At 66.0% G+C, this 26,819-nt stretch carries 25 protein-coding genes; 6 read left to right on the top strand and 19 right to left on the bottom strand.

The genetic code is table 11. The features are described from left to right. Nucleotides 1-108: 108 nt before the first annotated feature. From DFLDMN_RS01265 to DFLDMN_RS01195, 15 genes are all read right to left on the bottom strand, one after another. Nucleotides 109-612, bottom strand: a complete 504-nt coding sequence (locus tag DFLDMN_RS01265; RefSeq protein ID WP_423196729.1) for a DUF4149 domain-containing protein — start codon at nt 610-612, stop codon at nt 109-111. A 14-nt stretch (nt 613-626) separates the two neighbouring features. Then, entirely contained in the window at nt 627-1,103 is a 477-nt protein-coding gene (greA, locus tag DFLDMN_RS01260) for a transcription elongation factor GreA (protein ID WP_423196728.1), read from the bottom strand. Nucleotides 1,104-1,351: 248 nt separating this feature from the next. Next, nucleotides 1,352-4,600: a carbamoyl-phosphate synthase large subunit gene (gene carB / locus DFLDMN_RS01255; protein ID WP_423196727.1), complete on the bottom strand. Its 3,249-nt coding sequence runs from the start codon at nt 4,598-4,600 to the stop codon at nt 1,352-1,354. A 72-nt stretch (nt 4,601-4,672) separates the two neighbouring features. Beyond that, complete coding sequence (gene leuE, locus DFLDMN_RS01250) at nt 4,673-5,359, bottom strand: leucine efflux protein LeuE (protein WP_423196726.1); 687 nt, start codon at nt 5,357-5,359, stop codon at nt 4,673-4,675. 19 nt (nt 5,360-5,378) lie between these two features. Continuing rightward, nucleotides 5,379-6,515, bottom strand: a complete 1,137-nt coding sequence (carA, locus tag DFLDMN_RS01245) for a glutamine-hydrolyzing carbamoyl-phosphate synthase small subunit (protein WP_423196725.1) — start codon at nt 6,513-6,515, stop codon at nt 5,379-5,381. Between the two features lie 298 nt (nt 6,516-6,813). Beyond that, the gene (locus DFLDMN_RS01240) at nt 6,814-7,224 is read right to left on the bottom strand and encodes a RidA family protein (RefSeq protein ID WP_423196724.1); all 411 of its coding nucleotides are present in this window, start codon (nt 7,222-7,224) and stop codon (nt 6,814-6,816) included. Next, nucleotides 7,221-7,661, bottom strand: coding sequence for an acyl-CoA thioesterase (locus DFLDMN_RS01235; protein WP_423196723.1), 441 nt, complete (start codon nt 7,659-7,661; stop codon nt 7,221-7,223). Before DFLDMN_RS01235 ends, DFLDMN_RS01240 begins: the two co-directional genes overlap by 4 nt. Next, the gene (locus DFLDMN_RS01230) at nt 7,658-9,352 is read right to left on the bottom strand and encodes an AMP-binding protein (RefSeq protein ID WP_423196722.1); all 1,695 of its coding nucleotides are present in this window, start codon (nt 9,350-9,352) and stop codon (nt 7,658-7,660) included. Before DFLDMN_RS01230 ends, DFLDMN_RS01235 begins: the two co-directional genes overlap by 4 nt. A gap of 13 nt (nt 9,353-9,365) precedes the next feature. After that, the gene (locus DFLDMN_RS01225; protein WP_423196721.1) at nt 9,366-10,571 is read right to left on the bottom strand and encodes an acyl-CoA dehydrogenase family protein; all 1,206 of its coding nucleotides are present in this window, start codon (nt 10,569-10,571) and stop codon (nt 9,366-9,368) included. An 8-nt stretch (nt 10,572-10,579) separates the two neighbouring features. Next, a complete protein-coding gene (locus DFLDMN_RS01220) occupies nt 10,580-11,410 on the bottom strand; it encodes an enoyl-CoA hydratase family protein (protein WP_423198497.1) in 831 nt (276 codons plus the stop codon). 102 nt (nt 11,411-11,512) lie between these two features. Continuing rightward, a complete protein-coding gene (locus DFLDMN_RS01215) occupies nt 11,513-12,367 on the bottom strand; it encodes an SDR family NAD(P)-dependent oxidoreductase (RefSeq protein WP_423196720.1) in 855 nt (284 codons plus the stop codon). A 119-nt stretch (nt 12,368-12,486) separates the two neighbouring features. Further along, on the bottom strand, nt 12,487-14,910 hold the full coding sequence (locus DFLDMN_RS01210) for a bifunctional salicylyl-CoA 5-hydroxylase/oxidoreductase (RefSeq protein WP_423196719.1): 2,424 nt from the start codon (nt 14,908-14,910) through the stop codon (nt 12,487-12,489). Between the two features lie 229 nt (nt 14,911-15,139). Then, nucleotides 15,140-15,883 carry a serine O-acetyltransferase gene (cysE, locus tag DFLDMN_RS01205; RefSeq protein ID WP_423198496.1) on the bottom strand — a complete coding sequence of 248 codons (744 nt, stop codon included), beginning with the start codon at nt 15,881-15,883 and terminating at the stop codon, nt 15,140-15,142. Nucleotides 15,884-16,098: 215 nt separating this feature from the next. Next, nucleotides 16,099-16,671, bottom strand: coding sequence for a PrpF domain-containing protein (locus DFLDMN_RS01200; protein WP_423196718.1), 573 nt, complete (start codon nt 16,669-16,671; stop codon nt 16,099-16,101). 2 nt (nt 16,672-16,673) lie between these two features. After that, complete coding sequence (locus tag DFLDMN_RS01195; RefSeq protein WP_423196717.1) at nt 16,674-17,681, bottom strand: RNA methyltransferase; 1,008 nt, start codon at nt 17,679-17,681, stop codon at nt 16,674-16,676. 293 nt (nt 17,682-17,974) lie between these two features. On the opposite strand from DFLDMN_RS01195, the gene DFLDMN_RS01190 reads away from it, so the two are divergent. After that, nucleotides 17,975-18,817, top strand: coding sequence for an inositol monophosphatase family protein (locus DFLDMN_RS01190; protein WP_423196716.1), 843 nt, complete (start codon nt 17,975-17,977; stop codon nt 18,815-18,817). 422 nt (nt 18,818-19,239) lie between these two features. Then, complete coding sequence (locus DFLDMN_RS01185) at nt 19,240-19,395, top strand: hypothetical protein (RefSeq protein WP_423196715.1); 156 nt, start codon at nt 19,240-19,242, stop codon at nt 19,393-19,395. Between the two features lie 319 nt (nt 19,396-19,714). Here DFLDMN_RS01185 and DFLDMN_RS01180 read toward each other — a convergent pair whose 3' ends face one another. Genes DFLDMN_RS01180 through DFLDMN_RS01165 form a run of 4 tightly spaced genes read right to left on the bottom strand, consistent with a single transcriptional unit; the run spans nt 19,715 to nt 22,837 of the window. Further along, nucleotides 19,715-20,584, bottom strand: a complete 870-nt coding sequence (locus DFLDMN_RS01180) for a restriction endonuclease (protein ID WP_423196714.1) — start codon at nt 20,582-20,584, stop codon at nt 19,715-19,717. After that, complete coding sequence (locus tag DFLDMN_RS01175; RefSeq protein WP_423196713.1) at nt 20,585-21,151, bottom strand: hypothetical protein; 567 nt, start codon at nt 21,149-21,151, stop codon at nt 20,585-20,587. It abuts the gene before it with no gap. A gap of 37 nt (nt 21,152-21,188) precedes the next feature. Further along, nucleotides 21,189-22,103 (bottom strand): nucleotidyl transferase AbiEii/AbiGii toxin family protein, encoded by a 915-nt coding sequence (locus DFLDMN_RS01170; RefSeq protein ID WP_423196712.1) that lies wholly within the window; start codon nt 22,101-22,103, stop codon nt 21,189-21,191. After that, nucleotides 22,100-22,837 carry a type IV toxin-antitoxin system AbiEi family antitoxin domain-containing protein gene (locus tag DFLDMN_RS01165; protein WP_423196711.1) on the bottom strand — a complete coding sequence of 246 codons (738 nt, stop codon included), beginning with the start codon at nt 22,835-22,837 and terminating at the stop codon, nt 22,100-22,102. Before DFLDMN_RS01165 ends, DFLDMN_RS01170 begins: the two co-directional genes overlap by 4 nt. A 190-nt stretch (nt 22,838-23,027) precedes the next feature. Between DFLDMN_RS01165 and DFLDMN_RS01160 the strand changes: the two genes are divergently transcribed. From DFLDMN_RS01160 to DFLDMN_RS01145, 4 genes are read left to right on the top strand one after another with little or no spacing between them, the layout of a single operon-like run. Continuing rightward, nucleotides 23,028-23,597, top strand: coding sequence for a hypothetical protein (locus DFLDMN_RS01160; RefSeq protein ID WP_423196710.1), 570 nt, complete (start codon nt 23,028-23,030; stop codon nt 23,595-23,597). After that, nucleotides 23,594-24,988 carry a 7-cyano-7-deazaguanine synthase gene (locus tag DFLDMN_RS01155; protein ID WP_423196709.1) on the top strand — a complete coding sequence of 465 codons (1,395 nt, stop codon included), beginning with the start codon at nt 23,594-23,596 and terminating at the stop codon, nt 24,986-24,988. Before DFLDMN_RS01160 ends, DFLDMN_RS01155 begins: the two co-directional genes overlap by 4 nt. Then, entirely contained in the window at nt 24,985-26,172 is a 1,188-nt protein-coding gene (locus tag DFLDMN_RS01150) for an ImmA/IrrE family metallo-endopeptidase (protein WP_423196708.1), read from the top strand. The genes DFLDMN_RS01155 and DFLDMN_RS01150 overlap by 4 nt, the downstream gene beginning before the upstream one ends. Next, entirely contained in the window at nt 26,147-26,767 is a 621-nt protein-coding gene (locus DFLDMN_RS01145; protein WP_423196707.1) for a DNA-binding protein, read from the top strand. The genes DFLDMN_RS01150 and DFLDMN_RS01145 overlap by 26 nt, the downstream gene beginning before the upstream one ends. Nucleotides 26,768-26,819: the final 52 nt, after the last annotated feature.

Raw genomic sequence — 26,819 nt, 5'->3', positions numbered from 1 at the left:
CCCAGCAGTCCGGGGCCCAGCAGTCCGTGAGCCCAGCAGTCCGGAGCCCAACAGTCCGCGGCCCGACTCTGGCCGGCCTTGCCGCCGGCCCTGCTCCGCCGGCTGGCGTTATTCCCCCGCCGATCGCGGCGCCGAGGCGCGCCATACCAGCACCAGGGCCAGCAGGCTGTGCACAAGGTAGATCACGCTCGACACGCCGTGCAGCATGCCGAATTGCGCCTTGTACTGCGATTCGGACACACCGAGGCCCACGGCCTGCGCCTTCTCGCGCAGGTTTTCCATAAAGGGCTGCACGCCGAAATATCCCGCCAGCACACACACCAGCATGGCCAGCACGAGCCAGCGTAGCGTACGGTAGCGCGCCGCGCCGCGGCGGATCATCACGTTGCACAATACCAGCTGCAGCACGCCCACCGTCACCCCGAGGATGGCCTCGGTGCGGAACAGGTGGCCGGCGATCATACCCGCCGTCTCGCGGCTCGGCAGCACGGCAAACAGCGTGGGCGCCACCATGTAGCCGACCGTCCAGAGGCTGCCGGCCCAGATCACGGTCAGCAGCAGAAAGATGCGGTGCGGCAGCGGCGGCAGGTTTGCGTAGGAGGACGAAAACACGACCGTGCCGCCCGTCAGACGTAGCGGACCGTGATGACTTCGTATTCGCGCTCGCCGCCGGGCGCCAGCACGGTGGCCACGTCCCCTTCGAACTTGCCGATCAGGGCACGCGCGATGGGCGAGCTTACCGAGATCTTGCCCGAGTCGAGGTCGGCCTCGTCGTCGCCGACGATCTGGTAGCTGACTTCCTTGCCCGATTCGAGGTCCTCGAGGTCCACCGTGGCGCCAAAGACGATGCGGCCATCGGTATCGAGCTGGGTCGGGTCGATGATCTGGGCGGCGGACAGCTTGGCCTCCACCTCCTGGATGCGACCCTCGATAAACGCCTGCTTTTCCTTGGCGGCGTCGTATTCTGCGTTTTCGGACAGGTCGCCCTGCGCACGCGCTTCCGCGATGGCGTTGATCACCGCGGGACGTTCGACGGCCTTGAGGCGCTGCAACTCCTCCTTCAGGAGTTCGGCGCCACGCTTGGTAATCGGAATGGTGCTCATGTCTCGTTCAACAAAACTCGTTCAACAAAAAAATGAGCCGCAGCGGAGCGAACCATGCCTTCGACAAGGTCTGCCAAAGGCACTTCCGCTCGACCGCGGCTTTTCAGACGATATTCCAGCGATGCGGCAACGCAACAGCGTTCCGCACCGCGAATCCGACGTAGTGTAGGCCAAGAAGCCCGCCGCCAGCAACCCGGCGGTCAGGCGGGGCGCCCGCGCCCCGCCCGCGGCAACCGGCCCCGCAGCCGTCAGGCCAGCGAGGCGTGCAGGCCCTGCAGGTCGTAGACCTCCAGGCTCTGCATGTGCTTGAGGCCCTCGACCGCGGCACGTGCGCCGGCGATGGTGGTGTAGTACGGCACGCGCTGGGCCAGCGCGGCAATGCGGATCGAGCGCGAGTCGGCGATCGCGGTACGGGTCTCGTCGACGGTCGTGAAGACCAGCGCGAGTTCGCCGTTCTTGATCATGTCGACGATATGCGGACGGCCGTCCTTCACCTTGTTGACCACGCGCACCGGAATGCCGGCCGCCTCGATCGCCGAAGCCGTGCCGCGCGTGGCCACGATCGGGTAGCCGAGGTCGTGCAGCATGCGCGCCACGCCAACCGCGCGCGGCTTGTCGCTGTCCTTGACGGTGATCAGCACGGTGCCCTTCTCCGGCAGGCGCGAACCGGCCGCCAGCTGGCTCTTGAACAGGGCCTCGCCGAACACCTTGCCCACGCCCATCACCTCGCCCGTGGAGCGCATCTCGGGTCCCAGCACCGGATCGACGCCCGGGAACTTGTTGAACGGGAACACGGCTTCCTTGACGCTGAAGTACGGTGGCACCACCTCGGCGCCCACGCCTTGTCCATCAAGGGTCTGGCCGGCCATGCAACGCGCGGCGATCTTGGCCAGCGACAGGCCCGTGGCCTTGGACACGTACGGCACCGTGCGCGAGGCGCGCGGGTTCACTTCGAGCACGTAGACCACGTCCTCGCCACCGGACTGCTGGATGGCGAACTGCACGTTCATCAGGCCCACCACGTTGAGGGCCTTGGCCATCGCGGCGGTCTGCCGCTTGAGTTCGTCGACGGTGGCCTGGGCCAGCGAGTAAGGCGGCAGCGAGCACGCCGAGTCGCCCGAGTGCACGCCGGCCTGCTCGATGTGCTCCATCACGCCGCCGATAAACACGCGCTGGCCATCGCACAGCGCATCGACGTCGCATTCGATCGCGTCGTTGAGGAAGCGGTCCAGCAGCACCGGGGAGTCGTTCGACACCTTGACCGCCTCGCGCATGTAGCGCTCGAGGTCGCGCGGCTCGTGCACAATTTCCATCGCGCGGCCGCCCAACACGTACGACGGGCGCACCACCAGCGGGTAGCCGATTTCCTCGGCCAGGCGCAGCGCTTCGTCCTCGGCACGTGCGGTGCGGTTGGGCGGCTGGCGCAGGCCCAGTTCGTTGAGCAGCTTCTGGAAGCGCTCGCGGTCCTCGGCCGCATCGATCATGTCCGGGCTGGTGCCGATGATGGGCACGCCGTTGGCTTCCAGGTCGAGCGCGAGCTTGAGCGGGGTCTGGCCGCCGTATTGCACGATCACGCCAACCGGCTTTTCCTTGTCGACGATCTCGAGCACGTCCTCGAGCGTCAGCGGCTCGAAGTACAGGCGATCCGAGGTGTCGTAGTCGGTGGACACGGTTTCCGGGTTGCAGTTGACCATGATGGTCTCGTACCCGTCTTCGCGCAGCGCGAGCGCCGCGTGCACGCAGCAGTAGTCGAACTCGATGCCCTGGCCGATCCGGTTGGGACCGCCGCCGAGCACCATGATCTTCTTGTTGCCGGTCGGGTCGGCCTCGCACTCGCCATGCTCGGCCTCGTAGGTCGAGTACATGTAGGCGGTGTTGGTGGCGAACTCGGCCGCGCAGGTATCCACACGCTTGTAGACCGGACGCACGTTCTGCGCCAGGCGCGCCTCGCGCACCGACTTGGCATCGGTCTTCAGCAGCCTGGCCAGGCGGCGGTCGGAGAAGCCCTTCTGCTTGAGGTGGCGCAGCTCGGCCGCCGACAGCGATGCCAGCGTGCGCGCGCGCACCTGGGTTTCGGTCTTCACCAGGTCTTCAATCTGGGCCAGGAACCACGGGTCGATCGCGGTCTCGGCATAGACTTCCTCGATCGACATGCCCAGGCGGAAGGCATCGCCCACGTACCAGATGCGGTCGGGGCCGGCCTCGCCGATTTCCTCGACCACTTCGTCGCGGTCGGTGGACTTCTCGTCCAGGCCGTCCACGCCGACCTCGAGGCCGCGCAGCGCCTTCTGGAACGACTCCTGGAACGTGCGACCCATGGCCATCACCTCGCCCACCGACTTCATCTGGGTGGTCAGGTGGCTGTCGGCCTGCGGGAATTTCTCGAAAGCGAAACGCGGCACCTTGGTGACCACGTAGTCGATCGACGGTTCGAACGACGCCGGGGTCTGGCCGCCGGTGATCTCGTTCTTCAGTTCGTCGAGGGTATAGCCCACCGCGAGCTTGGCGGCGACCTTGGCGATCGGGAAGCCGGTGGCCTTGGAAGCCAGTGCCGACGAACGCGACACGCGCGGGTTCATCTCGATCACGATCATGCGGCCATCGCGCGGGTTGATCGAGAACTGCACGTTGGAGCCGCCGGTGTCCACGCCGATCTCGCGCAGCACCGCCAGCGAGGCGTTACGCAGGATCTGGTATTCCTTGTCGGTCAGCGTCTGTGCCGGGGCGACGGTGATCGAGTCGCCGGTGTGGATGCCCATCGGGTCCAGGTTCTCGATCGAGCAGATGATGATGCAGTTGTCGTTGCGGTCGCGCACGACTTCCATCTCGTACTCTTTCCAGCCCAGCAGCGATTCCTCGATCAGCAGCTCGCGGGTCGGCGACAGGTCGAGGCCGCGCTTGCAGATTTCCTCGAACTCCTCGCGGTTGTAGGCAATGCCGCCGCCGGTGCCGCCCAGCGTGAACGACGGGCGGATCACGATCGGGTAGCCGCTGGTGCCGGTATCGAGGGCGATGCGCTGCTGCACCGCCATGGCTTCGTCCATCGAGTGCGCAATGCCGGACTTGGCCGAACCGAGACCGATCCTGGTCATCGCGTCCTTGAACTTCTGGCGGTCTTCCGCCTTGTCGATCGCCTCCGGCGAGGCGCCGATCAGTTCCACCTTGTACTTGTCCAGCACGCCATGGCGATGCAGGTCCAGCGCGCAGTTCAGCGCGGTCTGGCCGCCCATGGTCGGCAGGATCGCATCCGGACGCTCCTTGGCGATGATGCGCTCGACCACTTCCCACGTAATGGGCTCGATGTAGGTTACGTCGGCCGTGTTGGGGTCCGTCATGATCGTGGCCGGGTTGGAGTTGACCAGGATCACGCGGAAGCCTTCCTCGCGCAGGGCCTTGCAGGCCTGGGCGCCGGAGTAGTCGAATTCGCACGCCTGGCCGATGATGATGGGGCCCGCGCCGATGATCAGGATGCTCTTAATGTCTGTGCGTTTTGGCATTGCACGCTCTCTTTGTTGGCCGGTGCGCGAGACTGTCGCGCATCGCGCCGGATATCAGGATATGGCCGCTCGTCAGTTCAGGGTCGCCGTGGCCAGCTTGGCGGAAAAGCCGAGGAACATTGCGCCCACGCCGCTCGTCATGCCGGCCGAGAGGCGGCGGCGGCGACGGAAGGCGTCGGCCAGCCGCGCGCCCACCAGGATGATGGTGGTCAGGTAGGCAAAGCTGCAGACCTGGCACACGAGCCCCAGCGCGACGAACGACAGCGCGGGGTAGCCGAATTGCGGATCGACGAACTGGATGAAGAACGAGATGAAGAACAGGATCGCCTTCGGGTTCAGCAAACTGATGACGAGCGCCTTGCGGAACGGACTGGCCGGGTTCACGGCTGGCGCCGCCCCCGCCCCTGCCCCGACCGGGGCGGCCGCCTGCCCGCGCTGGCGCCAGGCGCGCCACGCGCCGCGCAGCATCTGCAGGCCGATCCAGGCCAGATAGCCCGCGCCCACGTACTTGACCACGTGGAACAGCGCGGGACTGGCCTTCAGCAGCGAGGCCACGCCCGCCGCCGACAGCACCATCAGGATCGCATCGCCGAGAAACACGCCGCACGCGCCACGGTAGCCGGCACGAATGCCGCGCTGGGCCGCGACCGACAGCACATACATCGAGTTCGGACCCGGCAGCAGCACGATGAAGATCGTGCCGAGCAGGAAGGTCCAGAAATCGGTAATGCCGAGCGTGGCGTGCATGAAGGCGTTCATCGCGTCTGTCTCCGTTGGCTTACTGCTTCGCGTCCGTCATCAGCTTGATGAAGCGATCGAACAGGTAGGCCACGTCGTGCGGACCGGGCGAGGCTTCCGGGTGACCCTGGAAGCAGAACGCCGGCTTGTCGGTCAGCGTAAAGCCCTGCAGCGACCCGTCGAACAGCGACGTATGCGTGATGCGCACGTTGGCCGGCAGCGTCGCCGCATCGACGGCAAAGCCGTGGTTCTGCGAAGTGATCACCACGCGGCCGTCGTCGAGGTCCTTGACCGGATGGTTGGCGCCGTGGTGGCCGAACTTCATCTTGAGCGTCTTCGCACCGACGGCCAGCGCCATGATCTGGTGGCCCAGGCAGATACCGAAGGTCGGAATGCCGCGCGCGATGAACTCGCGCGTGGCCGCGATGGCGTAGTCGCACGGCTCCGGATCGCCGGGGCCGTTGGACAGGAAGATGCCGTCCGGGTTGAGCGCGAGCGCGTCCGCGGCGCTGGCCTGGGCCGGCAGCACGGTCACCTTGCAGCCGCGCGCGGCCAGCATGCGCAGGATGTTGAACTTGACGCCGTAGTCGTAGGCCACCACATGGAAGCGCGGCTGCTCGAGCTTGCCGTAGCCCTCGCCGAGCTTCCACTCGGTCTGGCTCCACTCGTACGGCTCACGCACGGACACCACCTTGGCCAGGTCCATGCCGGCCAGGCCAGGGAACGAGCGGGCCAGGTCGATGGCCTTCTGGACGTTGTCCTCGCCGGCCAGGATGCAGCCGTTCTGCGCGCCCTTCTCACGCAGGATGCGGGTCAGCTTGCGTGTGTCGATGCCCGCGATGGCCACCACCTTTTCCTGCTTGAGGTAGTGGGAGAGCGTATGCTCCTTGCGGAAATTCGAGGCCAGGATCGGCAGATCCTTGATGATCAGGCCGGCGGCATGGACTTTCGTGGCTTCGACGTCCTCAACGTTGACACCGTAATTGCCGATATGCGGATACGTCAGCGTGACGATCTGCCGGGAATAGCTCGGGTCGGTGAGGATTTCCTGATAACCGGTGATGGCGGTGTTGAACACCACTTCGCCGATGGTATGGCCGGAAGCGCCGATGGAATAGCCACGAAAGACCGTGCCGTCTGCAAGCGCGAGGATGGCGGACGGGAAAGACGGTAACACGGGTAGGCTCCTGCTGGATTCACCCCGTGACCGACCTGCTCAACGCCCCGCGCCCCGTCAATACCCGGGAGCGCGGCACTTGGCACTCACGGACGATATTTGTCGTGCCGTGCGGCAGGCCTTTGAAAGCTCCTTGGGATCAGGGCGGCGGAAGGTCGTGTGCGGTAGTTGGCCGTTGTTGGCGGGTAGGCGCTAGGGTGAAGGGTTCTGAAAGCGAAACTTTCGAATTATATCCTGCACCGCGCAATTTCTCAAGTTTTCAAGGACTTGGCCGCGCTAGCCGCACGGCCCGCAACGCTCATGCCGGGGGCGGCACGATAGCGGTCACTTCGATTTCCACCTTGGCGCGCGCCTCGACCAGATCCGCCACCTCGACCGCGGTCATGGCCGGGAAATGCCGCCCCACGATATCGCGGTAATGCTGCCCGATGGCCTTGTACGCGCCCACGTATTCCGCCTTGTCCTTCACATACCAGGTCATGCGCGCGATATGCTCCGGTCGCCCGCCGCCGGCCGCCAGCACCGCCACTACGTTGCGCAGCGCCTGCGCCACCTGGAGCGCGAAATCGTCGGTCTCGAACTCGCACTGCGCGTTCCAACCGATCTGGCCGCCGACGAAGATCAGGCGGCTGCCGACCTGCATCTCGGCCATCATGCCGTTGGCGTAGCCGCGGGGAGGCGCCCAGCCGGGCGGTTGCAGCGTCTTCATGGGTGCTCCTTGGAAGCCTCGGGTTGCAGATAGCGGCTCATGGCCGCGCGCACGGCGGCGGGTAACGGCCGCGGCACGGTACCGGCGGTGTCCACGCACACCAGCCGCTGGGTGACGGTGAAGCGGGTGTCGTCGGCGGGACCGGCAAAGCGGATGTCCAGCGTAAAGCTCGAGCGGCCGATGCGGGCGACGCGCAGCTCGCGCGCAAGACGCTCGCCGAGCCGGCTGGGCCGGTGAAAGCGGCATTGCAGCTCGGCGGTCGGCACGCCCGCGTGATCGGCCACGTGCATGGTGTCGTAAGGCCAGTCCACGCCTTCGGCAAACCAGTCCTCGATGAAATCGTTGAGCATCTCGAAGTAGCGCGGGTAGAACACGATGCCCGCGGTATCGCAATGCTTGAAGCGAATCAGCACGGTGTTGCGGTAAATCTCGCTCATGTCTGTCCTTCAGCCATCTGGCGCAGTCGAAAGCGCTGCAGCTTGCCGGTTTCGGTGCGCGGCAACGCCGTCACGAACTCGATACGGCGCGGGTACTTGTACGGCGCGATATGGCCTTTGACGTACTCCTGCAGCGCCACGCGCGTGGCATCGTCGGCGGGAACGCCGGGACGCAGCACCACGTACGCGGTCACCACCTGGCCGCGCTCGGGATCGGCGGCGCCCACCACCCCGCACTCGGCCACCGAGGCGTGCAGCATCAGCGTGCTCTCGACCTCGGGCCCGGCAATGTTGTAACCGGCCGAGATGATCATGTCGTCGGAGCGCGCCTGGTAGAAGTAATAGCCATCGGCATCGGCCATGAAGGTATCGCCGGGCAGATTCCAGCCGTCGCGGACGTAGACCTGCTGGCGCGCATCGTCGAGGTAGCGGCAACCGGTCGGGCCGCGCACCGCCAGCCGCCCGGCCTGCCCCGGCGGCAACGTCCGCATGTCGTCGTCGACGATGCGGGCCTCGTAGCCGGGCACCACGCGTCCGATCGCGCCGGGGCGCACGTCGGCGCCAGCGCTGGAGATAAAGATGTGCATCATCTCGGTGCCGCCGATGCCGTCGATCATCTCGATGCCGGTGGCCGCGCGCCAGGCCTGTCGCGTGGCATCGGGCAGCGCCTCACCGGCGGATACGCTGTTGCGCAGGCTGCTCAGGTCGAACCCGGGCGCCAGCGCGGCCATCTGCCGATAAAACGTCGGCGCGGTAAATACGATGGTGGCGCGCCGGGTTTCGATCAGCCTGAGCAGTCCCTCGGGCGTGAGTTTTTCCGCCAGCGCGGTGGTGGCCCCGATGCGCAGCGGAAAGCAGAGCATGCCGCCGAGCCCGAACGTGAAGGCCAGCGGCGGCGTGCCACAGAACACATCGTCCGGCGTTGGCCGCAGCACATGGCGCGGAAACAGGTCGCACATCGCCAGCACGTCGCGATGAAAATGCATGGTGCCCTTGGGCTGTCCGGTGGTGCCGCTGGTAAAGGCGATCAGGCAGATATCGTCGGCGGCGGTATCGCAGGCGGCAAAGCTGTCCGGCTTGCCGGCCATGGCCGCCTCCAGGGCCTCGCGCGCGCCGCCTTTTGCATCGTCGCCGACGGCATCATGGCCATGGCAAGTGTCCCCATGGAAATAACGCACCTCGCGCAGCGTGGGGCAATGGAAGTCGCCCGGCGCACGCAGCATGGCCAGTTCGTCGCCCAGCCTGGCGTCGCACAGCGCGGCGCTGACCTGCGCCTTCTCGACGATCTGCCTGAGCTCCCGGGCGCGCAGCAGCGGCATGGTCGGCACCGCGATCAGCCCGGCCTTGACGGTCGCCAGCCAGCTGGCCGCCATCATGAGGTTGTTGGGGCCGCGCAGCAGCACCCGGTTGCCCGGCACCAGGCGCATGTCGTCCACCAGCACATGCGCAATGCGATTGACCAGTGCCGCGAGTTCCGCGTAGGTAACCGCGCCCTGCTCGTGCCGCACCGCGACACGCGCGCCGCGGCCCTCGGCCACATGCCGGTCCACCAGCGCCGTCACGCAGTTGAACCGCGCCGGGTAATCGGTATCCGCGTTGAACTGGAACACCGGCCATTGGTCGCGCGGCGGCAGGCGGTCTTGCGCGAAGGTGTCGACGTGAGCCGTGGTGCGGGCAGGGGTGGCGGCCATGCGGGTCTCCATGTCACTGTCGTGAGGCGTGATGCGCGGCGAGCGTTTCGCGCGCGATGATCAGCTTCTGTACTTCCGTCGCGCCCTCGTAGATACGAAGCGCGCGAATCTCGCGATAGAGGCGTTCCACGCGCGTGCCGACCCTGACGCCCATGCCGCCGAAGATCTGCACCGCGCGGTCGATCACCTGCTGGGCATTCTCGGTGGCCACCATCTTGGCCATCGCGGCCTCGCGCGTGGTGCGCAAGCCCCGGTCGAGGTTGACATCGCGCAGCCACGCGGCGCGGTAGGTCAGCAACGCGGCGGCGTCGAGCGCGGTGGCCATGTCGCCGATGGCGGCCTGCGTCAGTTGCAGGTCGGCGAGCTTGCCGCCGAACATGTCGCGCGAGGTCGCGCGCGCCAGCGCATCGTCGAGGGCGGCACGGCCAAAGCCGAGCGCCGCCGCCGCCACCGAGGCGCGGAAGATGTCGAGTGTCATCATGGCGACCTTGAAGCCCTGCCCTTCCGCGCCCAGCCGCTGGCCGACCGGCACGCGGCAGTGGTCGAAGCGCAGCGTGGCGAGCGGATGCGGCGCGATGACATCGATACGCTCGGCAATCGAGACGCCTGGCGTATCGGCATCGACCACGAACGCGGTGATGCCGCGCGCGCCTTTTGCCGGCGCCTCGGCGCAGGCGTCGGTGCGCGCAAACACGCAGTAGAAATCGGCGATGCCACCGTTCGAGATCCACGTCTTGACGCCGTCGAGCACGTAGTGGCTGCCATCCGCGGAGAGCGTCGCCGTGCACCGCATGGCCGCCACATCGGAGCCTGCCTCGGGCTCGGACAATGCAAACGCCGCAATCGCCTCGCCCCGCGCCACGCGCGGCAGATAGCGCGCGCGCAAGGCATCGCTGCCGGCCAGCGTGATGGCACCCGAGCCCAGCCCCTGCATGGCAAAGGCGAAATCGGCCAGGCCCTCGTAACGGGCGAGGGTCTCGCGCAACAGGCACAAGGCCCGTGAATCGAGCGCCGGCAACGCGCCGCCATACGCGGCCGGCACGCAGTAGCGCAGCCAGCCGGCCTCGCCCAGCATGCGTACGAGCTGGCGGCAGGCGCGGTCGGTATCGGCGTGATCGACGCCGGCGAGTGCCTCGGCGCACCACGCGTCGAGCGTGCGCGCAAGCGTACGGTGGCCTGCGTCGAAGAATGGCAGATCGAGGTAGGTCTGGTCCGGCACGTCGGCTCCTAGTCGCCCTGGAACACCGGCTTCTGTCGCGCGACAAAAGCCTCGTAGGCGCGCTGGAAATCGCGCGTCTGCATGCAGATGGCCTGCGCCTCGGCCTCGGCCTCGATGGCTTCGTCGAGGCCCATGTTCCACTCCTGGTGCAGCAGCTTCTTGGTGATGCCATGCGCAAAGGTGGGACCCGCGGCTATCTGTGCGGCCAGCGCCTGGGCTGCCGCCGGCAGCGCGTCGGGCGCATGCAGCGCATTGAAGAAGCCCCATGCCAGGCCCTCCTCGGCCGTCATGGCGCGGCCGGTATAGAGCAGTTCGCTGGCCCGCCCCTGGCCGATCACACGCGGCAGCAGCGCGCACGCGCCCATGTCGGCGCCGGCCAGGCCCACCCGTACGAACAGAAAGGCGGTGCGCGCCTGCGCCGTGCCCAGGCGCATGTCGGAGGCGAGCGCCATCATCGCGCCGGCGCCGGCGCAGATGCCGTCGACGGCGCTGATCACCGGTTGCGGGCAGGCGCGCATCGCCTTGACCAGGTCGCCGGTCATGCGCGTGAAGTCGAGCAGCTCGGGCATGCGCATGCGCGTCAGCGGGCCGATGATCTCGTGCACATCGCCGCCCGAGCAGAAATTGCCGCCGGCGCCGGTGACCACCACGGTCTTGATATCGGTGGCATGGCACAGGCCGCGGAACAGATCGCGCAACTCGGCATAGGAATCGAACGTCAGCGGATTCTTGCGCTCGGGCCGGTTCAGCGTAATGGTGCCGACCTTGCCGTCGGGCGAGGCCGACCACAGGAAATGCCGCGCCTGGTAGCCCGCGAACGGACGCCGATGATGCCGCATGCCCGGCTGCGCGCGGTCGTCGGGTGGCTCATCATGCGGTGGCGCGGGTTGCGCGTGCGTGGTATCGCTCATGGTTCCTCTCTTTGCATTGCATCGAATCCGTCAGCCCGCCATGACTTCGCCGCCGGCCACCGGAATGGCCTGTCCCGTGATTGCCGCGGCCGCCGGCTGGCATAGCCATGCGACCGCATCGGCCACCTCCTCGGGCTGCACCAGCCGCCGCTGCGGATTGCGCGCGGCCAGCTCGGCGCGCGCCTGTTCCGCGCTGCGCCCTGTCTTGCCCACGATGTTGGCCACCGCGTCGCGCACGATGTCGGTCTCCGTATACCCCGGGCAGACCGCGTTGACGGTGACGCCGCGCGTGGCCACTTCCAGCGCAAGTGCCCGCGTCAGACCGATCACGCCATGCTTGGCCGCGCAGTAGGCCGTCACGTAGCCATAGCCGGTCAGTCCGGCCGTGCTGGCCACGTTGACGATGCGGCCCCAGCCGGCCTCCAGCATCGCGGGCAACGCGGCCTGCGTGCACAGGAAGGTGCCGGTCAGGTTGATGTCGAGCATGCGCTGCCACAGGGCCAGGTCGGTCCTGGCGAACGGGGCGCTGTGCGCCTGCCCGGCATTGTTGACGAGCAGCGTAATGGGACCGGCGCGCGCGGCGGCCGCGGCAAACGCGTGCGCAACGCTGTCGGCATCGGCAATATCGGCGGTGACGGTGTGAATGCGTGCGGGACCTTCGCCCGCGGCACCGTGCGTCTGCGCCATGTCGCGCGCGGCGGCCGCAAGCGTGGCGGCATCGCGCCCCAGGAGCGTGACGCGCGCGCCATGGGCCAGCAGGCGGTGCGCAATCGCGGCCCCGATGCCGCGCCCGCCGCCGGTGACCAGCGCGTGACGGTCAGCCAGCGTGGGCACTTCGCGCACGCCTACGAGTTGCGCCCCCGCCCCTGCCTGTTGTGTCTCCATGTGTTCCCTGTTCACGTCTTGCCCGCTGCGTTCATCGGTACGCATCCCGCACGCATGCATCCGGCCGTGACCGGCCGCGCCACGCCACGCCACGCCACGCCGCTTCACGGCATGCCACGTCACCTCCCCGGCGGCGTGGCATTGGCGGCGGCGCGCGCAAGATTGGTTTCGAGCTGGCGCTTGCCGGCCAGATACTGCCGTGGCCAGCGCACCTCGCCATAGCCCAGCCGCGCCGCTTCATGCAGCGTCCACGCCGGGTCGGCCAGATGCGGCCGCGCAATCGCGCACAGGTCGGCGCGCCCCGCCGCCACGATGCTGTCGACGTGGTCGGCCTCGAAGATCGCCCCGACCGCAATGGTCGGAATGCCGGCCTCGTTGCGAATGCGATCCGCAAACGGCGTCTGGTACATGCGCCCGTACACCGGCGCCTGGTCGGGGCTGACCTGTCCCGACGAGCAGTCGATCATGTCGGCGCCAGCGGCCTTGAACGCGCGCGCGATCTCCACCGCGTCGTCGCCGGTAATGCCGCCCTCGACCCAGTCGTGCGCGGAGATCCGCACCGACATCGGGCGCTCGACGGGCCAGACCGCCCGCACCGCGGCAAACACTTCGAGCGGAAAGCGCAACCGGTTGGCCAGCGTGCCGCCATAGGCGTCGTCGCGCAGGTTGGTCAGCGGCGAGATAAAGCTCGACAGCAGGTAACCGTGCGCGCAATGGAGTTCGAGCCAGTCGAAGCCGGCTTCGGCGGCACGCCGCGCGCAGGCCACGAAGTCGTCGCGCACCCGCGCCATATCGGCCTGCGTCATCGCGCGCGGCATCTGCGAGATGCCGGGCAGATAAGGCAACGCGGACGCCGAGAGCAGCGGCCAGTTGCCGTCCGGCAGCGGATGATCCGGCTGCTCCCAGCCGAGCTGGGTCGAGCCCTTGCGACCGGCATGGCCGAGCTGGATGGCGATGCGCGCATCGCTGTTGGCGTGGACAAAAGCGACAATGCGTCGCCACGCCTCGCGCTGCGTATCGTTCCACAGACCGGGGCACCCCGGCGTGATGCGCGCGTCGGGCGAGACGCACGTCATCTCCGCCACCACCATGCCGGCACCGCCGAGCGCGCGCGCGCCCAGATGGACCAGGTGAAAATCACCCGGCACGCCATCGACGGCGGAATACATCGCCATCGGGCTGACCACCACGCGATTCTTGAGTGTGAGGCCACGCACGCGGAACGGCGTGAACATCGGCGGCCGCGCCTTCGGACCTGTCCCTGGCACCGACGCCGACGCCGACGCCGACGCCGACGCCGACGCCGACTGCGACTGCGACTGCGACTGCGACGCCGACTCCACGCCGGCCTGCCCCGCCAGCCACTGCTCGAAGCCTGCCACGTAGCCAGCATCGCGCACGCGCAGATTCTCATGCGAGATGCGCTGCGAACGCGTCAGCAGCGAGTAGGCAAACTGCTCCGGCGCCAGCCCGGCATAGCGGTCGACATGCTCGAACCATTCGGTGGAATTGCGCGCGGCGTTCTGGATCTTGAGCACTTCCACGCTGCGCGTGGCTTCGTAGCGCGCCAAGGCGTCGGGCAGGCCATCGACGCCGGCACGCCCCCCGCCGATTTCCGCGGCCAGGTCGATCGCATCCTCGAGCGCCAGCTTGGTGCCCGAGCCGATCGAAAAGTGGGCGGTATGCGCGGCATCCCCCATCAGCACCACCGGCACGCGGCGGCCCTCTTCAAGCGTGTTCCAGTGCACCCAGCGGCGGCAGATCACGCGCGGAAAGCGGATCCAGATGGCGGAGCCGCGCAGGTGCGTGGCGTTGCTGATCAACCGATGGCCATCGAGGTAGCGCGCAAACAGCCGCTCGCAATAAGCCACGCCCTCTTCCTGGCTCATCTGGTCGAGCCCGGCCGCGCGCCACACCGACTCGGGCGTCTCGACGATAAAGGTGGAGGTAGTGTCGTCAAAGCGGTAGGCGTGCGCCTGGAACCAGCCATGCGCGGTCTTCTCGAAGGCGAAGGTGAAGGCATCGAACAGCTTGTGCGTGCCGAGCCAGACAAAGCGGCACTGGCGCGTATCGATATCGGGCTCGAACGTCGCGGCGTAACGCGCGCGGATGCGGCTGTTGATCCCGTCCGAGGCGACCACGAGGTCGGCGCGGTACTGGCGTGCCAGCGCCTGGTCGTCGGTGACATCGGTCTCGAAGACCAGCCGCACGCCGAGCGCCTCGCACCGCGCCTGCAGGATATTGAGCAGCCGCTTGCGGCCGATGCCGATAAAGCCATGGCCGCCGGAACGCATGGTGCGACCGCCGAAGTGGATCTCGATATCGTCCCAGTGATTGAACGCGGCATCGATCTCGCGCGCGCTTTCCGGGTCGGCCTGGCGCAGGTTGTCGAGCGTGGCGTCGGAGAACACCACCCCCCAGCCAAAGGTGTCGTATGGCCGATTGCGCTCGACCACGACCACGTCATTGCCGGGGTCGCGCAATTTCATCAGCAAGCCGAAGTAGAGCCCCGCCGGGCCACCGCCGATACACAGCACGCGCATTGCCTGTCTCCTGCCCGACCGCCGCGACGGCGCGCGGCCATTCCCATCAGGGTTAAATAATTTATATCTAAAATATTAGGGCGCGATACGGGCGCTGGCAAGGGGAATTTGCCCGGGCCCCGGGCAAGACCTTCCGCCCCGGCGCCCCGGGTACTCCGGGGCCGGCTGGCGGCGGTTGGCGGGGGACCCCGGGCGGATGCCGGGCAGGAATCGCGCGACGGCGCCGCCGCTACTTCATCAGCTTGCGCAGCTCGCTGGCGTCGAAACGGTCGTTTGGCGTGTTTTCCAGATGCTCGCCCAGCCGGTCCAGCGCGGCGAGCACGGCTTCGATGCGGTCATGCTGGCGCGCCGCATTGTCGATCAGGCTCTTGAGCGCCAGCGACACCGGGTCGTCCGCATTCGGCGTGATCCCGTAGGCCGAGAACTCCTGCTTGGCGCCCTGCTGCTGCGGCGGCGCATCGGGCAGGATGATGCGGGCCGGAATACCCACCGCGGTCGCGCCGGGGGGCACCGGCTTGAGTACCACCGCGTTGGAGCCGACGCGTGCGCCTGCCCCCACCTCGAAGCCACCGAGCACCTTGGCGCCGGCACTGACCACCACGTTGGGGCCCAGCGTCGGGTGCCGCTTCTGGCCCTTGTAGAGCGAGGTGCCGCCGAGCGTCACGCCCTGGTAGATGGTGCAGTCGTCGCCGATTTCGGCAGTCTCTCCGATCACCACGCCCATGCCGTGGTCGATGAATACCCGGCGGCCCAGCTTGACCGCCGGATGGATCTCGATACCGGTCAGGAAACGCGACCAGTGCGAGATCCAGCGGCCGAGCCAGCGGAATCCGGCCGACCAGCACGCATGGGCAAAGCGGTGGAACATCACGGCATGGAGGCCGGGATAGCAGGTCAGTACCTCGAGCCGGCTGCGCGCGGCGGGATCGCGCAGCATGATCGTGTCGATATCTTCCTTCAGGCGAGTGAACATCATGGTCTGGTCGTGATGCCCCGCTGTACGCCGCCGGCCAGCGACGCCGCGGAAGCAGCGTCGATGCAGGCGGTCGCCAGCGGGGTCGTTGCCGGGGGATGACGGCAGCCCGGGTCAGCGCGGGAGCAGGGAGTGTAAGAGATTTGGGTTCCGCACGCCGGGCCCTGATGCCGTCAGGGACATTCGCGCGCGCATGCGCGCCGGCATCGTCCCGCTCAACATCGCTCCGGCACGTGCACCAGGCCGGTCATCAGACGGCGTGCGCTGTGGTGGACGATCTCGGGGGGATTGAGATAGGCGAGCACGATCTCCGAGCACGGAAACGGCACGCCGTCCTCGCTGAACTCGCCGGACTCGACGGGATGGCCGTTGCGGCACGGCACATGGGACAGGATGGCCTGGCCGACGTTCTCGTGCCAGATCCGCACTGTGGCCACGCCATCGCGGGCCGGCACAAAACCGCGCCAGATCGCAAACGGGCCGGCCGCGGCGAGCAGGTCGCCGCAGTTGGCGGACCAGTCGATGCGCGGCGCGTCGACGGCCACCGCGCCAAACAGGAAGTCGATATCGCAGTCGGGGTGACGCGAGGCCCGGACCAGCGCCACCTTGCTGGTACTGGCGGTAGCGCCGCCCATGCCGTCGGCGTGGCGCGCATACGGGTCCGGCGAGCCGATCACGCGCAGCAGCAGCGCGTCGCGCGCTTCGGCGTCGTCGGGCAGGTCATCCGCGAGGAAGAACATGCCCTTGCTGGTGCCGCCACGCATGTAGTACGCCGGAATCTCCGCCACTATCATCGCTCCTGTTGGTGTGCTGACTTGCTGGCGCCACCGCCCTCACCGCCCTCACCGCGCTCACCCTGCTCGCCCGCACGCACCATATCGCGTGCAATGCCACGCAGGATATTGACCTCCTCGCGCTCGAGGCCGCTGCGAGCAAACAGCCGGCGCAGACGCGGCATGAGCTTGCGCGGATTGTCGGGGTCGAGAAAACCGATGGCAACCAGTCCCGCCTGCAGATGGCCGAACATCGACTCGATCTGCTCCGCCGTGGCGGGCTCACCAGCATAGCCGATATTGACGCCGGCGTCCGAGCCGCCCCCTGCGCCGTGCGGCGGCGCGGGCAAGCCAGCGGGCCTGCCCGGCACCGCCGGCAGTGCCAACAGCGCGAGGCGCATCTCGTAGACGAGCAGTTGCACCGCCTGCGCGAGGTTCAGCGACGCATAGGCCGGATTGGCGGGGATATGCGTGACGGCGGAACAGCGCTCGACCACCCCGTTGGGCAACCCATAGCGTTCGTTACCAAAGACGAAGGCGACCGCGGCTCCGGACGGCTCCGCCGCCGGTGTCCCACGCATCTCGGGCCCACCCGGGTCGGCCCCACCGGCCCCGGCCCCACCCATCGGCCGCGCCAGCAGCGTACCGGCACGCTCGGCCGCCTCGCGCGGCAGCCACCGGGGCGGACCGAACTCGCGCTGGCGGGCCGTCATCGCCACGGTCAGTGCCGCGCCGGTCAGCGCGGCTTCGATATCGTCGACGATGCGGGCGCCGGCCAGCACGTCATCGGCGCCGCTGGCCATCGCTACCGCGTCGGGGTGCGTGAGCACCGCCGGCTCGCGCGGCGACACCAGCACCAGGCTGCCCGGCTGCTCGCCAAAGCCCATGGTCTTCATGGCGCGCGCCACGGAACCGACATTGCCGGGGTGACTGGTTTCCACCAGCACCACGCGTACGCGCGCAAAGGCGCCGGAGGGCGTGGGTTGTGGCGAGTGCGGCGAGGGTCGTTGTGGCTCTTGGTTCATGTAGGAATCTGGCGGCTGCAAGGCCGGCCCACGTGTGTCAACGGCCGGCTTCCTATACAATGCTGCCTTTATTGCCGACGCTGCCGCTGGCCGCGTCGCCGTTCTTCGACAATTCGTTGTGTTGCTGTTGCCTGGCAGACCCGGAATCCCCGTGTCCCCGTGCAGGTTCGTGTGAGGTGCGCTCTGACGGCTCTGACGGCTCCGGCCGCTCAAGCCGGTCAGTCCACCGTTGCACGACACCCACGTGGCATGGTGCGCATCCGCCCCGCGGTCAGGCCAGCCTGGAGAGATTCATGCATCCGATGCTCAATATCGCCGTCAAGGCGGCCCGCAAGGCGGGTTCCATCATCAACCGCGCGTCGATCGACGTCGATCTGGTGCGCGTTTCGCGCAAGCAGCACAACGATTTCGTGACCGAGGTAGACCGCGCCGCCGAGGCCGCGATCATCGAGATCATCCGCACCGCCTACCCGGAGCACGCCATTCTAGCGGAAGAGTCGGGCCAGTCCTGGTCGGAGGGCGAACTCACCGACCACGAATACACGTGGGTCATCGACCCGCTCGACGGCACCACCAACTTTATCCACGGCTTTCCGCAGTACGCGGTGTCGATCGGGCAGTTCCACAAGGGGCAGCCCGCGCAGGCCGTGGTCTACGACCCCACCCGCGACGAACTGTTCACCGCCAGCAAGGGTGCCGGCGCCTTCCTCAACAACCGCCGCATCCGCGTCACGCGCCGCGACAAGCTGGCCGACTGCCTGATCGGCACGGGCTTTCCGTTCCGCGATCTGGAGGGCGTGGAGGAATATCTGGAGATGTTCGCGCTGATGACGCGCAACTGCGCCGGCCTGCGCCGCCCGGGCGCCGCCGCGCTGGACCTGGCCTATGTGGCCTGCGGCCGCCTCGACGGCTTCTTCGAGCGTGGCCTCAAGCCCTGGGACATGGCGGCCGGCATGCTGCTGATCACGGAAGCCGGCGGCCTGGTCGGCAACTACGCGGGCGAGGCACGCCAGATCGAACAGGGCGAAATCCTGGCCGGCAACCCCAAGGCGTTTGCGCAGATGGTGCGCCTGCTGGCACCGTATTCGCTGGATAACGCCAGGCGCAGCGCCAAACCCGCGGCCACCGACGAGTAACACGCTCACCCCGCCCGGCCGCGCAGCGATCGCGCGCGCGGCCGGCGCATCGTCGACCCGCATCCCCCCGCGCGCTTCACCGCTTCACCGCTTCACCGCTTCACCTTCACCTTTGCCGCTTTGCGGCCTTGCCGCTTTGCCGCCTTACCCGCAAGCGACCGCCTTATCGCACCGCCAGCTCGCTGCCGCCCGCGCGCCACCGCGATGGGAAGCGCACACGGCCTTGCCCCGTCCTCCGCTCCCTGGAGAAGCACCCCATATTCCAGCGGTTTTCGGCGGTAACCGTGCCGCTGGCGTGCCGCGCGCGACAGCCTCGCAGTAAAATGCGCATTTGCTCCGGCGGCACCGGCACTTCCGTGCCAGCGCACCGCCGGAACACCTGACCACAGGCGGTTCCGCAGCGAGCCGCCCGAGAGGATCGCATGTCAGCAGAAGCCCTATCCAACCGCGACGCAGGCCAAGGTGTCGAGCCGCGTGGTGAATCGAGCCACGAGGCCCGCCAGCCCGGCGATGTCACCACCAGCGCCGCCAACGACAACAAGCGCGCCGCGCCGGAGAAGCACACGCCCATTGTGTAGCCAGGGCGGCGTACTGCGGCGAGCGAACGGCAATTTTCCCTTTCGCGACAAACACTTAGGGAATCTACGCCGGACCTCGCTGGGGTGCGCTTTGGGCTTGGATTGGCGTGGTTTGGCGGTGGAACTACACCAAAATTACACCAACCAAACGGCCCGGAAACTGTGGCATAGACAAGGGTATGTCAGCGTACTTAGACAGAGCTCGCCCGCACGCGCTGTATCTCGTTGGAGTATCTGCCATCGTCCCGCCAAAGGTGCGAAAGCGACACGTTGAAGCCACGCGATTTCGCGGTCGCAGAGTGCGCCTGCAAACGCACGGTCAACGTGAGAAGAGATCCCGAATCCTCTCGAATGGAAGGCCGGTTTCCGCCGCACGTCGAACCTTCCGGTCGATCGCGAGGTTGAGCGGCAGCTCGCGATCAAGCGCGTCGAAGAGATCGAGGCCGTCCATGCAGACAACGCGCTTGCCGCGCCCGAAGGCGATCAAGCCGTCTTCGGTGAAGCCGCTGTTGCTGACGAACAGGCCTCGCGCCCACGCGGCCTTCTGCTCCAGCTTTCCCTGGAATGCGTGGAGATCGGCAGCGTTGGTCTTCGCCGCTTCCCACTTCGCTTCCAGCAGATAGGTCTCGCCCTGCAGCACGAAGCTGCCGTCGATCTGCTCGCCCTTGTTCCTGAACGGCTCGCGGGCCTCCAACCCATAGAAATTGAAGGCATCGCGCAGCCAGACCTCGAACGCATAACCTCGCGGATGCGGCTTCATCGAGGAAAGATCAATCAGTCGTTGCTTCAACGCGAGAATCTTCGGCAGGTCGAAGGCGACCTTGGGCGGCTCACCCGCGGGAGCCACATCGGGCTTGCCCTGCATGCGATTCAAGAGCGAGAAGAACCGCCCCTCCGCGTTCGGGACCCACTCCTCACGCTCGCGATGCTTCCGGCCCCCCTCACGGTAGTCCCATAGGATCTGCAGCGTCTTGACCGAAGTGGACAGGTCGACCTTGTTCAAGTAGCACCGAAGTCGCTTCGCCTTCGAGGTACCGTGCTCCCGGTAGGCGTCGTCGTTGATGTCGACGTTCAGTTCTTCTGCGAAGAACCGCGCCATACTGCTGTCTGTGAAGTCGAGGACGTAGCCGCCGTTCATCTCGAACAAGTCGTCGAGAAACCTCATGTCGAGCGATCGAATATTCGGCATCTAGGCGGCTCCCTTGAGCTTGAGCAGGAATTCGCCCAGCTTGGCCAGCGCCCCGACCGGGGCGGTCAGCTTGCCCAGAGCAGATAATGCGGAGACGTCGCCTTCGGCGTTCAGACGCTTGATGGCGTCGCCCACATACTGCTCAAGCTCGGCGACGACCAGAACGGGGTCTGTGGTCTGCTCATCGATGCGGTAGATCGAAACGTCCTCGATGTCATCCCCATGCACGCGAAAGAACACCATGCAGGGCGGCACCGTTTGATCCTGAACCCCCAGCGCCTCCATGAACGTCTTGTTGAAGCTGCGCCAGTGGGTCTCGAACGCACGATCATGCAGATAGAAGAGCGTGATGTCGTTGCCGGTCTTCTCGTGCAGCAGCCGGAAGCCGTGAGCGTCGCTCAGGGCGCGGCGCACCACGCCGTTGGTCATGTTGTAGAAGACGAATGCAAAGGCCCTGGCCCGTCCTTCATGCAGGTGTTCTTGGCAGATCGCCTCGAACCTATTGATGAAGACGGTGTAGCCCATGCCGATCCCACGGTCGCCTTCCTGCATTTGAATTGGATGCATGTCTCCTCCTTCTGATTGCACGCGCTAGCGCATTTTCCTAGCCGTTCAATCGGGCGGCCAATAAGGCTGCCTGCTCTGCAAACTTCTTCGCATTGGTCTTCTGCAGCTGCGTCAGGTTGTGCAGCTTCCATCGCACGCCTGGCAGATGCTCCAGCTGGTCGATGCCCAACAGCGCCCACTCGGGTGCGCCGGCGACCAGCGACAGCAGGAAACGGCGCTCGTCATCATCGAGTCCCTGCTGGATCTCGCGCACCAGGCGCTCGCGGGCTTCGACCAATGCGTCCAGCGGCACCGGCTCGACCGTCATGCCCTGGAAGTTGTGCTCGAAGTCGTGCCGGATGTCTCGCAGCGGCGGAAACAGCACCTCGTGCACCGGACGGTTGCTGCTGGCCAGGTAGACGACGAAGGCGCGTCGGATGCCTGGCGTGATGCCTTCGTGCGCGAAGAGCTGCATCACATCGAACAGGTCGCGCGGGTGCTGCCGGTCCAGCGCCGCCACCAGCTTGCCGCCGTACACGTCCTCCAGCGACACCACCGGAATCTCCAGGTCGGCCATCAGCACGTCGCGCGCGGCCGGCGTGAGCGAGGCTTGGCGCACCGGCCGAACGGTGCCTCGCATCACGAAGTTCACCTCGATCTTGACCTGCACGGGGCCGCGCCGCACCAGCAGCTTGGTCTCGCCCGCTGCCGCCGCGGGCGCATGCACCTGCAAGCCCCGCTTCTTCAAGCGCTCGGCAGACTGCCGGACGGCTTCGTTGATGCGTGCCAGCGCCTCGTCGCGCGGCAGCGTGTGGTCGGGAAAGACCAGATCGAGGTCCACCGACAGGCGCGGCATGTCGCGCACGAAGAGGTTGATCGCGGTCCCGCCTTTCAGCGCGAACGTATCGTCCACGAACACCAATGGCGCGACCTGGACCAACAGCCGCGCGGTGTCGAGATAGGTCTGGTTCATGCCTTGAGCACCAGCAGGCCATCGGCCGATCGGGACACCCAGGGCCGGTCGCTGCCCGTGGGCAAGGTGGCCGGATCAAGCTTGGCTGCCCAGGGCAGCGAGGCCTCGCGGCCAAGCTGCAGGCACAGCCGCACGGTCTTGACGCTGGTGCAGCGCTGCAGCAGTTCGCGCAGCACGTCGGCGCGCAGGCTGTAGACGCCTTCCACCAGTTCGCGCGCTTCCTGCAGTGGCTGCCGCACCCCAACGTCGCTCAGCAGTTCCAGTAGCGCGCGCTCCGGCGCCGACACCTGCGGCGCCCCATCGCGCTTCTCCAACGGCCCGACGTGCAGCAAGGCGCTGGGCTGCTCATCAAACAGTCGCTTGCGGTGGTACTCGGCCGGAAAGCGCTCAGTGAACCACTCCGGCAGGTGCCCGGCCGCCCAGCCGTAGAGTTGCAGCACCGGCTGCTGCGCCACGTACTGGCGCACGCCATACCAGTCCAGGGCCGACTTGCCGCCCACGTGTAGGCCCTCGAAGCGGCGCTGCAGTAGGAGCAAGCTCGGATGCAGGGCCGGGGTGTCATTGGGGCGGCAGAACACCCCACGCGTCAGGCGCGTGAGCCAGCCTGCGCGTACATAGTGCACGGCGAGGTCCGCAGAGATGCCGAGGCCCGCCAAGTCCTCCGAAGTCAGCGGCGTTCCTGGTGGGAGGCGGCTATAGAGCGCGTTTAGCTTACTGGTTCCAGTCGTAGCCATACTACGATTCATATATTTTATTCAAATACCGACCAAATTGAAATGTACCTTTGAATCGTAGCACAACTACGATAAATACGACTTTTTCAAACTACCGAACCATGACGCACTATCCTCGGCAGACATGACAACACCACGTATTTGACATTGTCAGAATATTCTTGTTATTCTTCTGACATTGGAGGTGCGCATGAGTGACGGACCCTATCGAAGCCTGAAGATGCCCTCGGCATGGAAACGCCTAGCAAAGCTCGCCGGAAATTCCAATTTCGACCCGGCCGACACGGCTGCGGCGGCGATGCACGCCCTCGCAAGCACGTGGGGCAGCGAGGTGCCATCTGTGCTTTCCAAGGGCTTGCGTGACATCTTCCTCGAGGGACGGCCCGACCTGTTCGGCGACGCCCAGACGACGCAGGCGCAGGCGCTCTCAAGCGCGGCTGCAGGGTTCGGATTGGGCCGCTTGCTCACTGAACACGCTGTCGTAGTGCTCGCGGAAGGGATGCACGGGGAAGACGCGTTGGCGGAGACGGTCCAGCGGGCGCTGTATGCGTATGCGGCAAGAGCTGCACGGCAGATCGAGGAACACTATTGCCGAGAGGCATCCGGGAAACTCACCAAGCAGGTCCGCGAACGCATTGCAGGAGCAATCGCGACCGCTGACTTCAACGGACTCGCCAAGCAATGCTCGGGCCTGGAGCCGAAGGCCGGAAAGCCACGGTCCATCAAGCACAACTCTCTTGATGACGGAGTGCCACTATGAACCCGCAAGTCAATGGCGCACCGCAGGAAAGCGCAGGTATTAGCGTAAAGGTCGATGTGACGGAGACTGGCCTGCGCGCCCGCCGTGGGCGTATCGCCTGCGAAATTGGCGGCGACCTCACGTTCTCGACGAGCCATTTGGAGAGCTACTGCCTGGCGCAATGGGAGCCAGTCATCTTCGACGCGCTTGTTGTCGCAGCCGCGATCGAATTCTGCGATCGCATCCAAAAACGGCAAACATTCCATTGGGGGCGAGATATCGAACTGCGCATCCCTGTTCACGACCCTGATCGTTGGAATGCACGTTCAGTCGCGCTGCCCTTGAAGGATTCGCTCGAATTCCTGACAGGGGATCGGTGGACGCTTACTTTTGTCAACCGCAAGGTCAGGGCCTTCGTGCCACAGCAGGCGTCTTTTGACATCCCGGGCGATTGCAGCGCCGTCATTCCGTTCAGCGATGGCCTTGACTCGCGGGCCGTGGCCGGCCTCATGCACCGAGAACTGGGAGACCGCCTGATCAGGGTGCGACTGGGGTCTAAGGAGTTCAAGCCCGTCGCAGGGAAGATCGGCATGAAACAGCCGTTCACGTCGATTCCGTACAAGGTCAAGCCACGGACGCGCGCATTTGTCGAATCCAGCGCACGGTCGCGGGGCTTCAAATTCTCCATGATCAGCGGCATTGCGGCCTACATGGTGAAAGCCGACCGCATCATCGTGACGGAGAGTGGTCAAGGCTCGCTCGGTCCGGCGCTCGTTCCTGTGGGTCAGGCCTACGAGGACTACCGCACGCACCCTCTTTTCACCGATCGGATGGAGAAGCTGCTGAAAGGCCTGTTCGGCCGCGAGTTCCGGTTCGAGTTCCCCAGGCTTTGGAACACCAAAGGCGAAACGCTCGCAGCGTTCGCGCGCGAGTGTGAGGATGGTTCCTCCTGGAATACGACGTGGTCCTGTTGGCGGCAAAACCGGCACTCGTCGGTCTCCGGACGCAAACGTCAATGCGGGATCTGCGCTGCCTGCTTCCTGCGACGGCTCAGCGTTCATGCGGCAGGCCTTGAGGAAGCGCCTGAGACCTACGTCTGGGAAAACCTTGCGGCGGATTCCTTCGATGCCGGTGCCGCTCCTGCATTCCGCCGAATCACGGGCGCGCACCGGGAATATGCCATCGCGGGCGCATTGCACCTCGACCATCTTGCGACCCTCAGGTCGTCACCCGCAAACCACGGAACGCTGGACCTGGCGGTCTCTCAACTCAGTCGATCCCGCTCCATCCCAGAAGTTGGGATCAGAACGTCTCTCAATCGACTCCTCGACAAACATGAAAGCGAATGGATGCAATATCTCGACTACCTCGGACCGGGCTCGTTCGTAGCGAACTGGGTTCCACGGCCATGAATGACTCTCCTCTCAGTCAGCTTCCTATCGCCGAGCTAGGCGAGCGGCTCAGGCTGGCACGGGAAGCGGCGGGACTTACGCAAAAGCAGGCGGCTGACGCAATCAGCGTCGCACGCACGACGCTTGTTGCCATCGAGCAGGGCCAGCGCCGCGTGAAGATGGATGAACTCCAGCGGCTGGCAAAGCTTTATCAGACCTCTGTGAACGCCATCTTGCGCCGCGAAGCCGTCCACGTCGATCTCGTTCCGCGCTTCCGCAAGCTGCTTGGTAGCGAAGACTCGGGTGCAGTCAAGGCGACCGAGTTGCTTGCCAATCTCGCACGCGCTGAAGTCGAACTGGAAAACCTGCTCGGCATCAAGCGCGCGCGAAACTACCCGCCGGAGCGCCCCATTCTGTCCGGCGACGTGCGTATGCAGGCGGAACAGGACGCCCTCGAACTCAGGCAACGCCTCGGCCTCGGCTTCGCTCCCGCCGTGGATATCGTGACCCTTTTGGAAATGGAGCTAGGTCTCCGCGTCTACGTGAGACGCTTTGATGGCTCCGTGTCGGGCGTCTTCGCCTACGACGAAACCCTCGGGGGGTGCATTCTTCTGAACGCCAATCACCCGAGGGAGCGGCGGAACCAGACGGCCGGACATGAGCTGGGGCATTTCATTTCAGTGCGGAACGCCCCTGAAGTGCTCCATGCAGACGAGCCTGAAAACTCACGGGAAGAGCGTTATGCAAATGCGTTTGGCAGGTCGTTCATGACGCCTGCTGGGGCCGTACGGCAGAAATTCCAGGAAGTGACGGCCGGATCGTCTAGGCTGACGCGACGGCACATCATCGTGCTTGCTCACTTTTTTGGCGTCTCCCGAGAGGCGATTGTTCGGAGACTGGAAGAGCTTGGCCTCACCAAGAAAGGCACCTGGGACTGGTTTGAAGAGAACGGCGGAATCACGGATGACCAAGCCAGTCAAGTCCTTGGGGACCTCAAGGCCTCTGACCCGCAGAAAGCCGAGGCCAACCGCCCGACGACTCTGAGGCTCAACCTCCTTGCGGCGGAAGCCTATCGGCAAGAGCTGTTGACCGAAGGACAACTCGCCCGCCTGCTGCAGGTCGACCGGGTTGAACTGCGCGAGATGCTTCATGACATGGAAGTTCAGGAGGACGAGGCTGATGGAGCCCCAATCCTCCTTACCTGACAACGAATTGCTCGTGGTGGACACAAGTGTCGTCATCAATCTCAATGCGACCGGATGCGCAAAAGAAATTCTCGACGCGCTGCCCCAGCATGTCGCCGTCGTCGATGTAGTCGTCGGCGAACTTGAGTACGGCAGGTCGAAGGGACGAGGCGATGCGGCAATGCTCGCCGATCTGGTCAAGGCTGGCGTCGTAACTGTTGCCAGCCTCGGCGAGACTGCGCTTCCACAATTCGAGAGTTTGGTCGTCGGCGCGAGCGCCGAAACACTGGACGACGGTGAAGCTGCGACGATCGCCTACGCCATCGATACGAACGCGAGCGCGATCATCGACGAACGGAAGGCAATGCGGCTTTGTTCAAGCCGATTTCCTCATATCCAACTGGGCTGCACTCTCGACCTGCTGTCGCACCAAGCCGTCAAGCATGCTCTCGGGCAGCCGCGCTTGGCAGACGCACTTCATACGGCTTTGCTTTCCGCGCGAATGCGCGTATTGCCGCACTATGTGAATTGGGTGGTCAATCTCATTGGCAATGAGCGTGCTGCGGCGTGCCATTGCCTTCCCGAAACTGTCCGTCAAGCTGCCAGAAATGCATAAAGGCAGTTTCCCGCCCGTACGCCCTTCCGATTCACCACCGCACACCAACAAC

The sequence above is a fragment of the Cupriavidus sp. H19C3 genome (genome assembly GCF_049393815.1).
In the GTDB taxonomy this organism is placed as follows: domain Bacteria; phylum Pseudomonadota; class Gammaproteobacteria; order Burkholderiales; family Burkholderiaceae; genus Cupriavidus.
The sequence above is the reverse complement of the archived record's forward strand: the minus strand, read 5'-3'. Positions and strand labels throughout refer to the sequence as shown.

Coding starts and splice junctions, on each gene's coding strand:
- greA (WP_423196728.1), bottom strand. CDS start 1,103: ATGAGCACCATTCCGATTACCAAGCGTGGCGCCGAACTCCTGAAGGAG.
- DFLDMN_RS01210 (WP_423196719.1), bottom strand. CDS start 14,910: ATGCGCGTGCTGTGTATCGGCGGTGGCCCGGCGGGGCTCTACTTCGGC.
- DFLDMN_RS01170 (WP_423196712.1), bottom strand. CDS start 22,103: ATGAACCAGACCTATCTCGACACCGCGCGGCTGTTGGTCCAGGTCGCG.
- leuE (WP_423196726.1), bottom strand. CDS start 5,359: ATGAACGCCTTCATGCACGCCACGCTCGGCATTACCGATTTCTGGACC.
- DFLDMN_RS01180 (WP_423196714.1), bottom strand. CDS start 20,584: ATGCCGAATATTCGATCGCTCGACATGAGGTTTCTCGACGACTTGTTC.
- DFLDMN_RS01185 (WP_423196715.1), top strand. CDS start 19,240: ATGTCAGCAGAAGCCCTATCCAACCGCGACGCAGGCCAAGGTGTCGAG.
- DFLDMN_RS01175 (WP_423196713.1), bottom strand. CDS start 21,151: ATGCATCCAATTCAAATGCAGGAAGGCGACCGTGGGATCGGCATGGGC.
- DFLDMN_RS01235 (WP_423196723.1), bottom strand. CDS start 7,661: ATGAGCGAGATTTACCGCAACACCGTGCTGATTCGCTTCAAGCATTGC.
- DFLDMN_RS01230 (WP_423196722.1), bottom strand. CDS start 9,352: ATGGCCGCCACCCCTGCCCGCACCACGGCTCACGTCGACACCTTCGCG.
- DFLDMN_RS01220 (WP_423198497.1), bottom strand. CDS start 11,410: ATGCGGCATCATCGGCGTCCGTTCGCGGGCTACCAGGCGCGGCATTTC.
- DFLDMN_RS01155 (WP_423196709.1), top strand. CDS start 23,594: ATGAACCCGCAAGTCAATGGCGCACCGCAGGAAAGCGCAGGTATTAGC.
- cysE (WP_423198496.1), bottom strand. CDS start 15,883: ATGTTCACTCGCCTGAAGGAAGATATCGACACGATCATGCTGCGCGAT.
- DFLDMN_RS01215 (WP_423196720.1), bottom strand. CDS start 12,367: ATGGAGACACAACAGGCAGGGGCGGGGGCGCAACTCGTAGGCGTGCGC.
- DFLDMN_RS01195 (WP_423196717.1), bottom strand. CDS start 17,681: ATGAACCAAGAGCCACAACGACCCTCGCCGCACTCGCCACAACCCACG.
- DFLDMN_RS01165 (WP_423196711.1), bottom strand. CDS start 22,837: ATGGCTACGACTGGAACCAGTAAGCTAAACGCGCTCTATAGCCGCCTC.
- DFLDMN_RS01240 (WP_423196724.1), bottom strand. CDS start 7,224: ATGAAGACGCTGCAACCGCCCGGCTGGGCGCCTCCCCGCGGCTACGCC.
- DFLDMN_RS01145 (WP_423196707.1), top strand. CDS start 26,147: ATGGAGCCCCAATCCTCCTTACCTGACAACGAATTGCTCGTGGTGGAC.
- DFLDMN_RS01190 (WP_423196716.1), top strand. CDS start 17,975: ATGCATCCGATGCTCAATATCGCCGTCAAGGCGGCCCGCAAGGCGGGT.
- carB (WP_423196727.1), bottom strand. CDS start 4,600: ATGCCAAAACGCACAGACATTAAGAGCATCCTGATCATCGGCGCGGGC.
- DFLDMN_RS01160 (WP_423196710.1), top strand. CDS start 23,028: ATGAGTGACGGACCCTATCGAAGCCTGAAGATGCCCTCGGCATGGAAA.
- DFLDMN_RS01150 (WP_423196708.1), top strand. CDS start 24,985: ATGAATGACTCTCCTCTCAGTCAGCTTCCTATCGCCGAGCTAGGCGAG.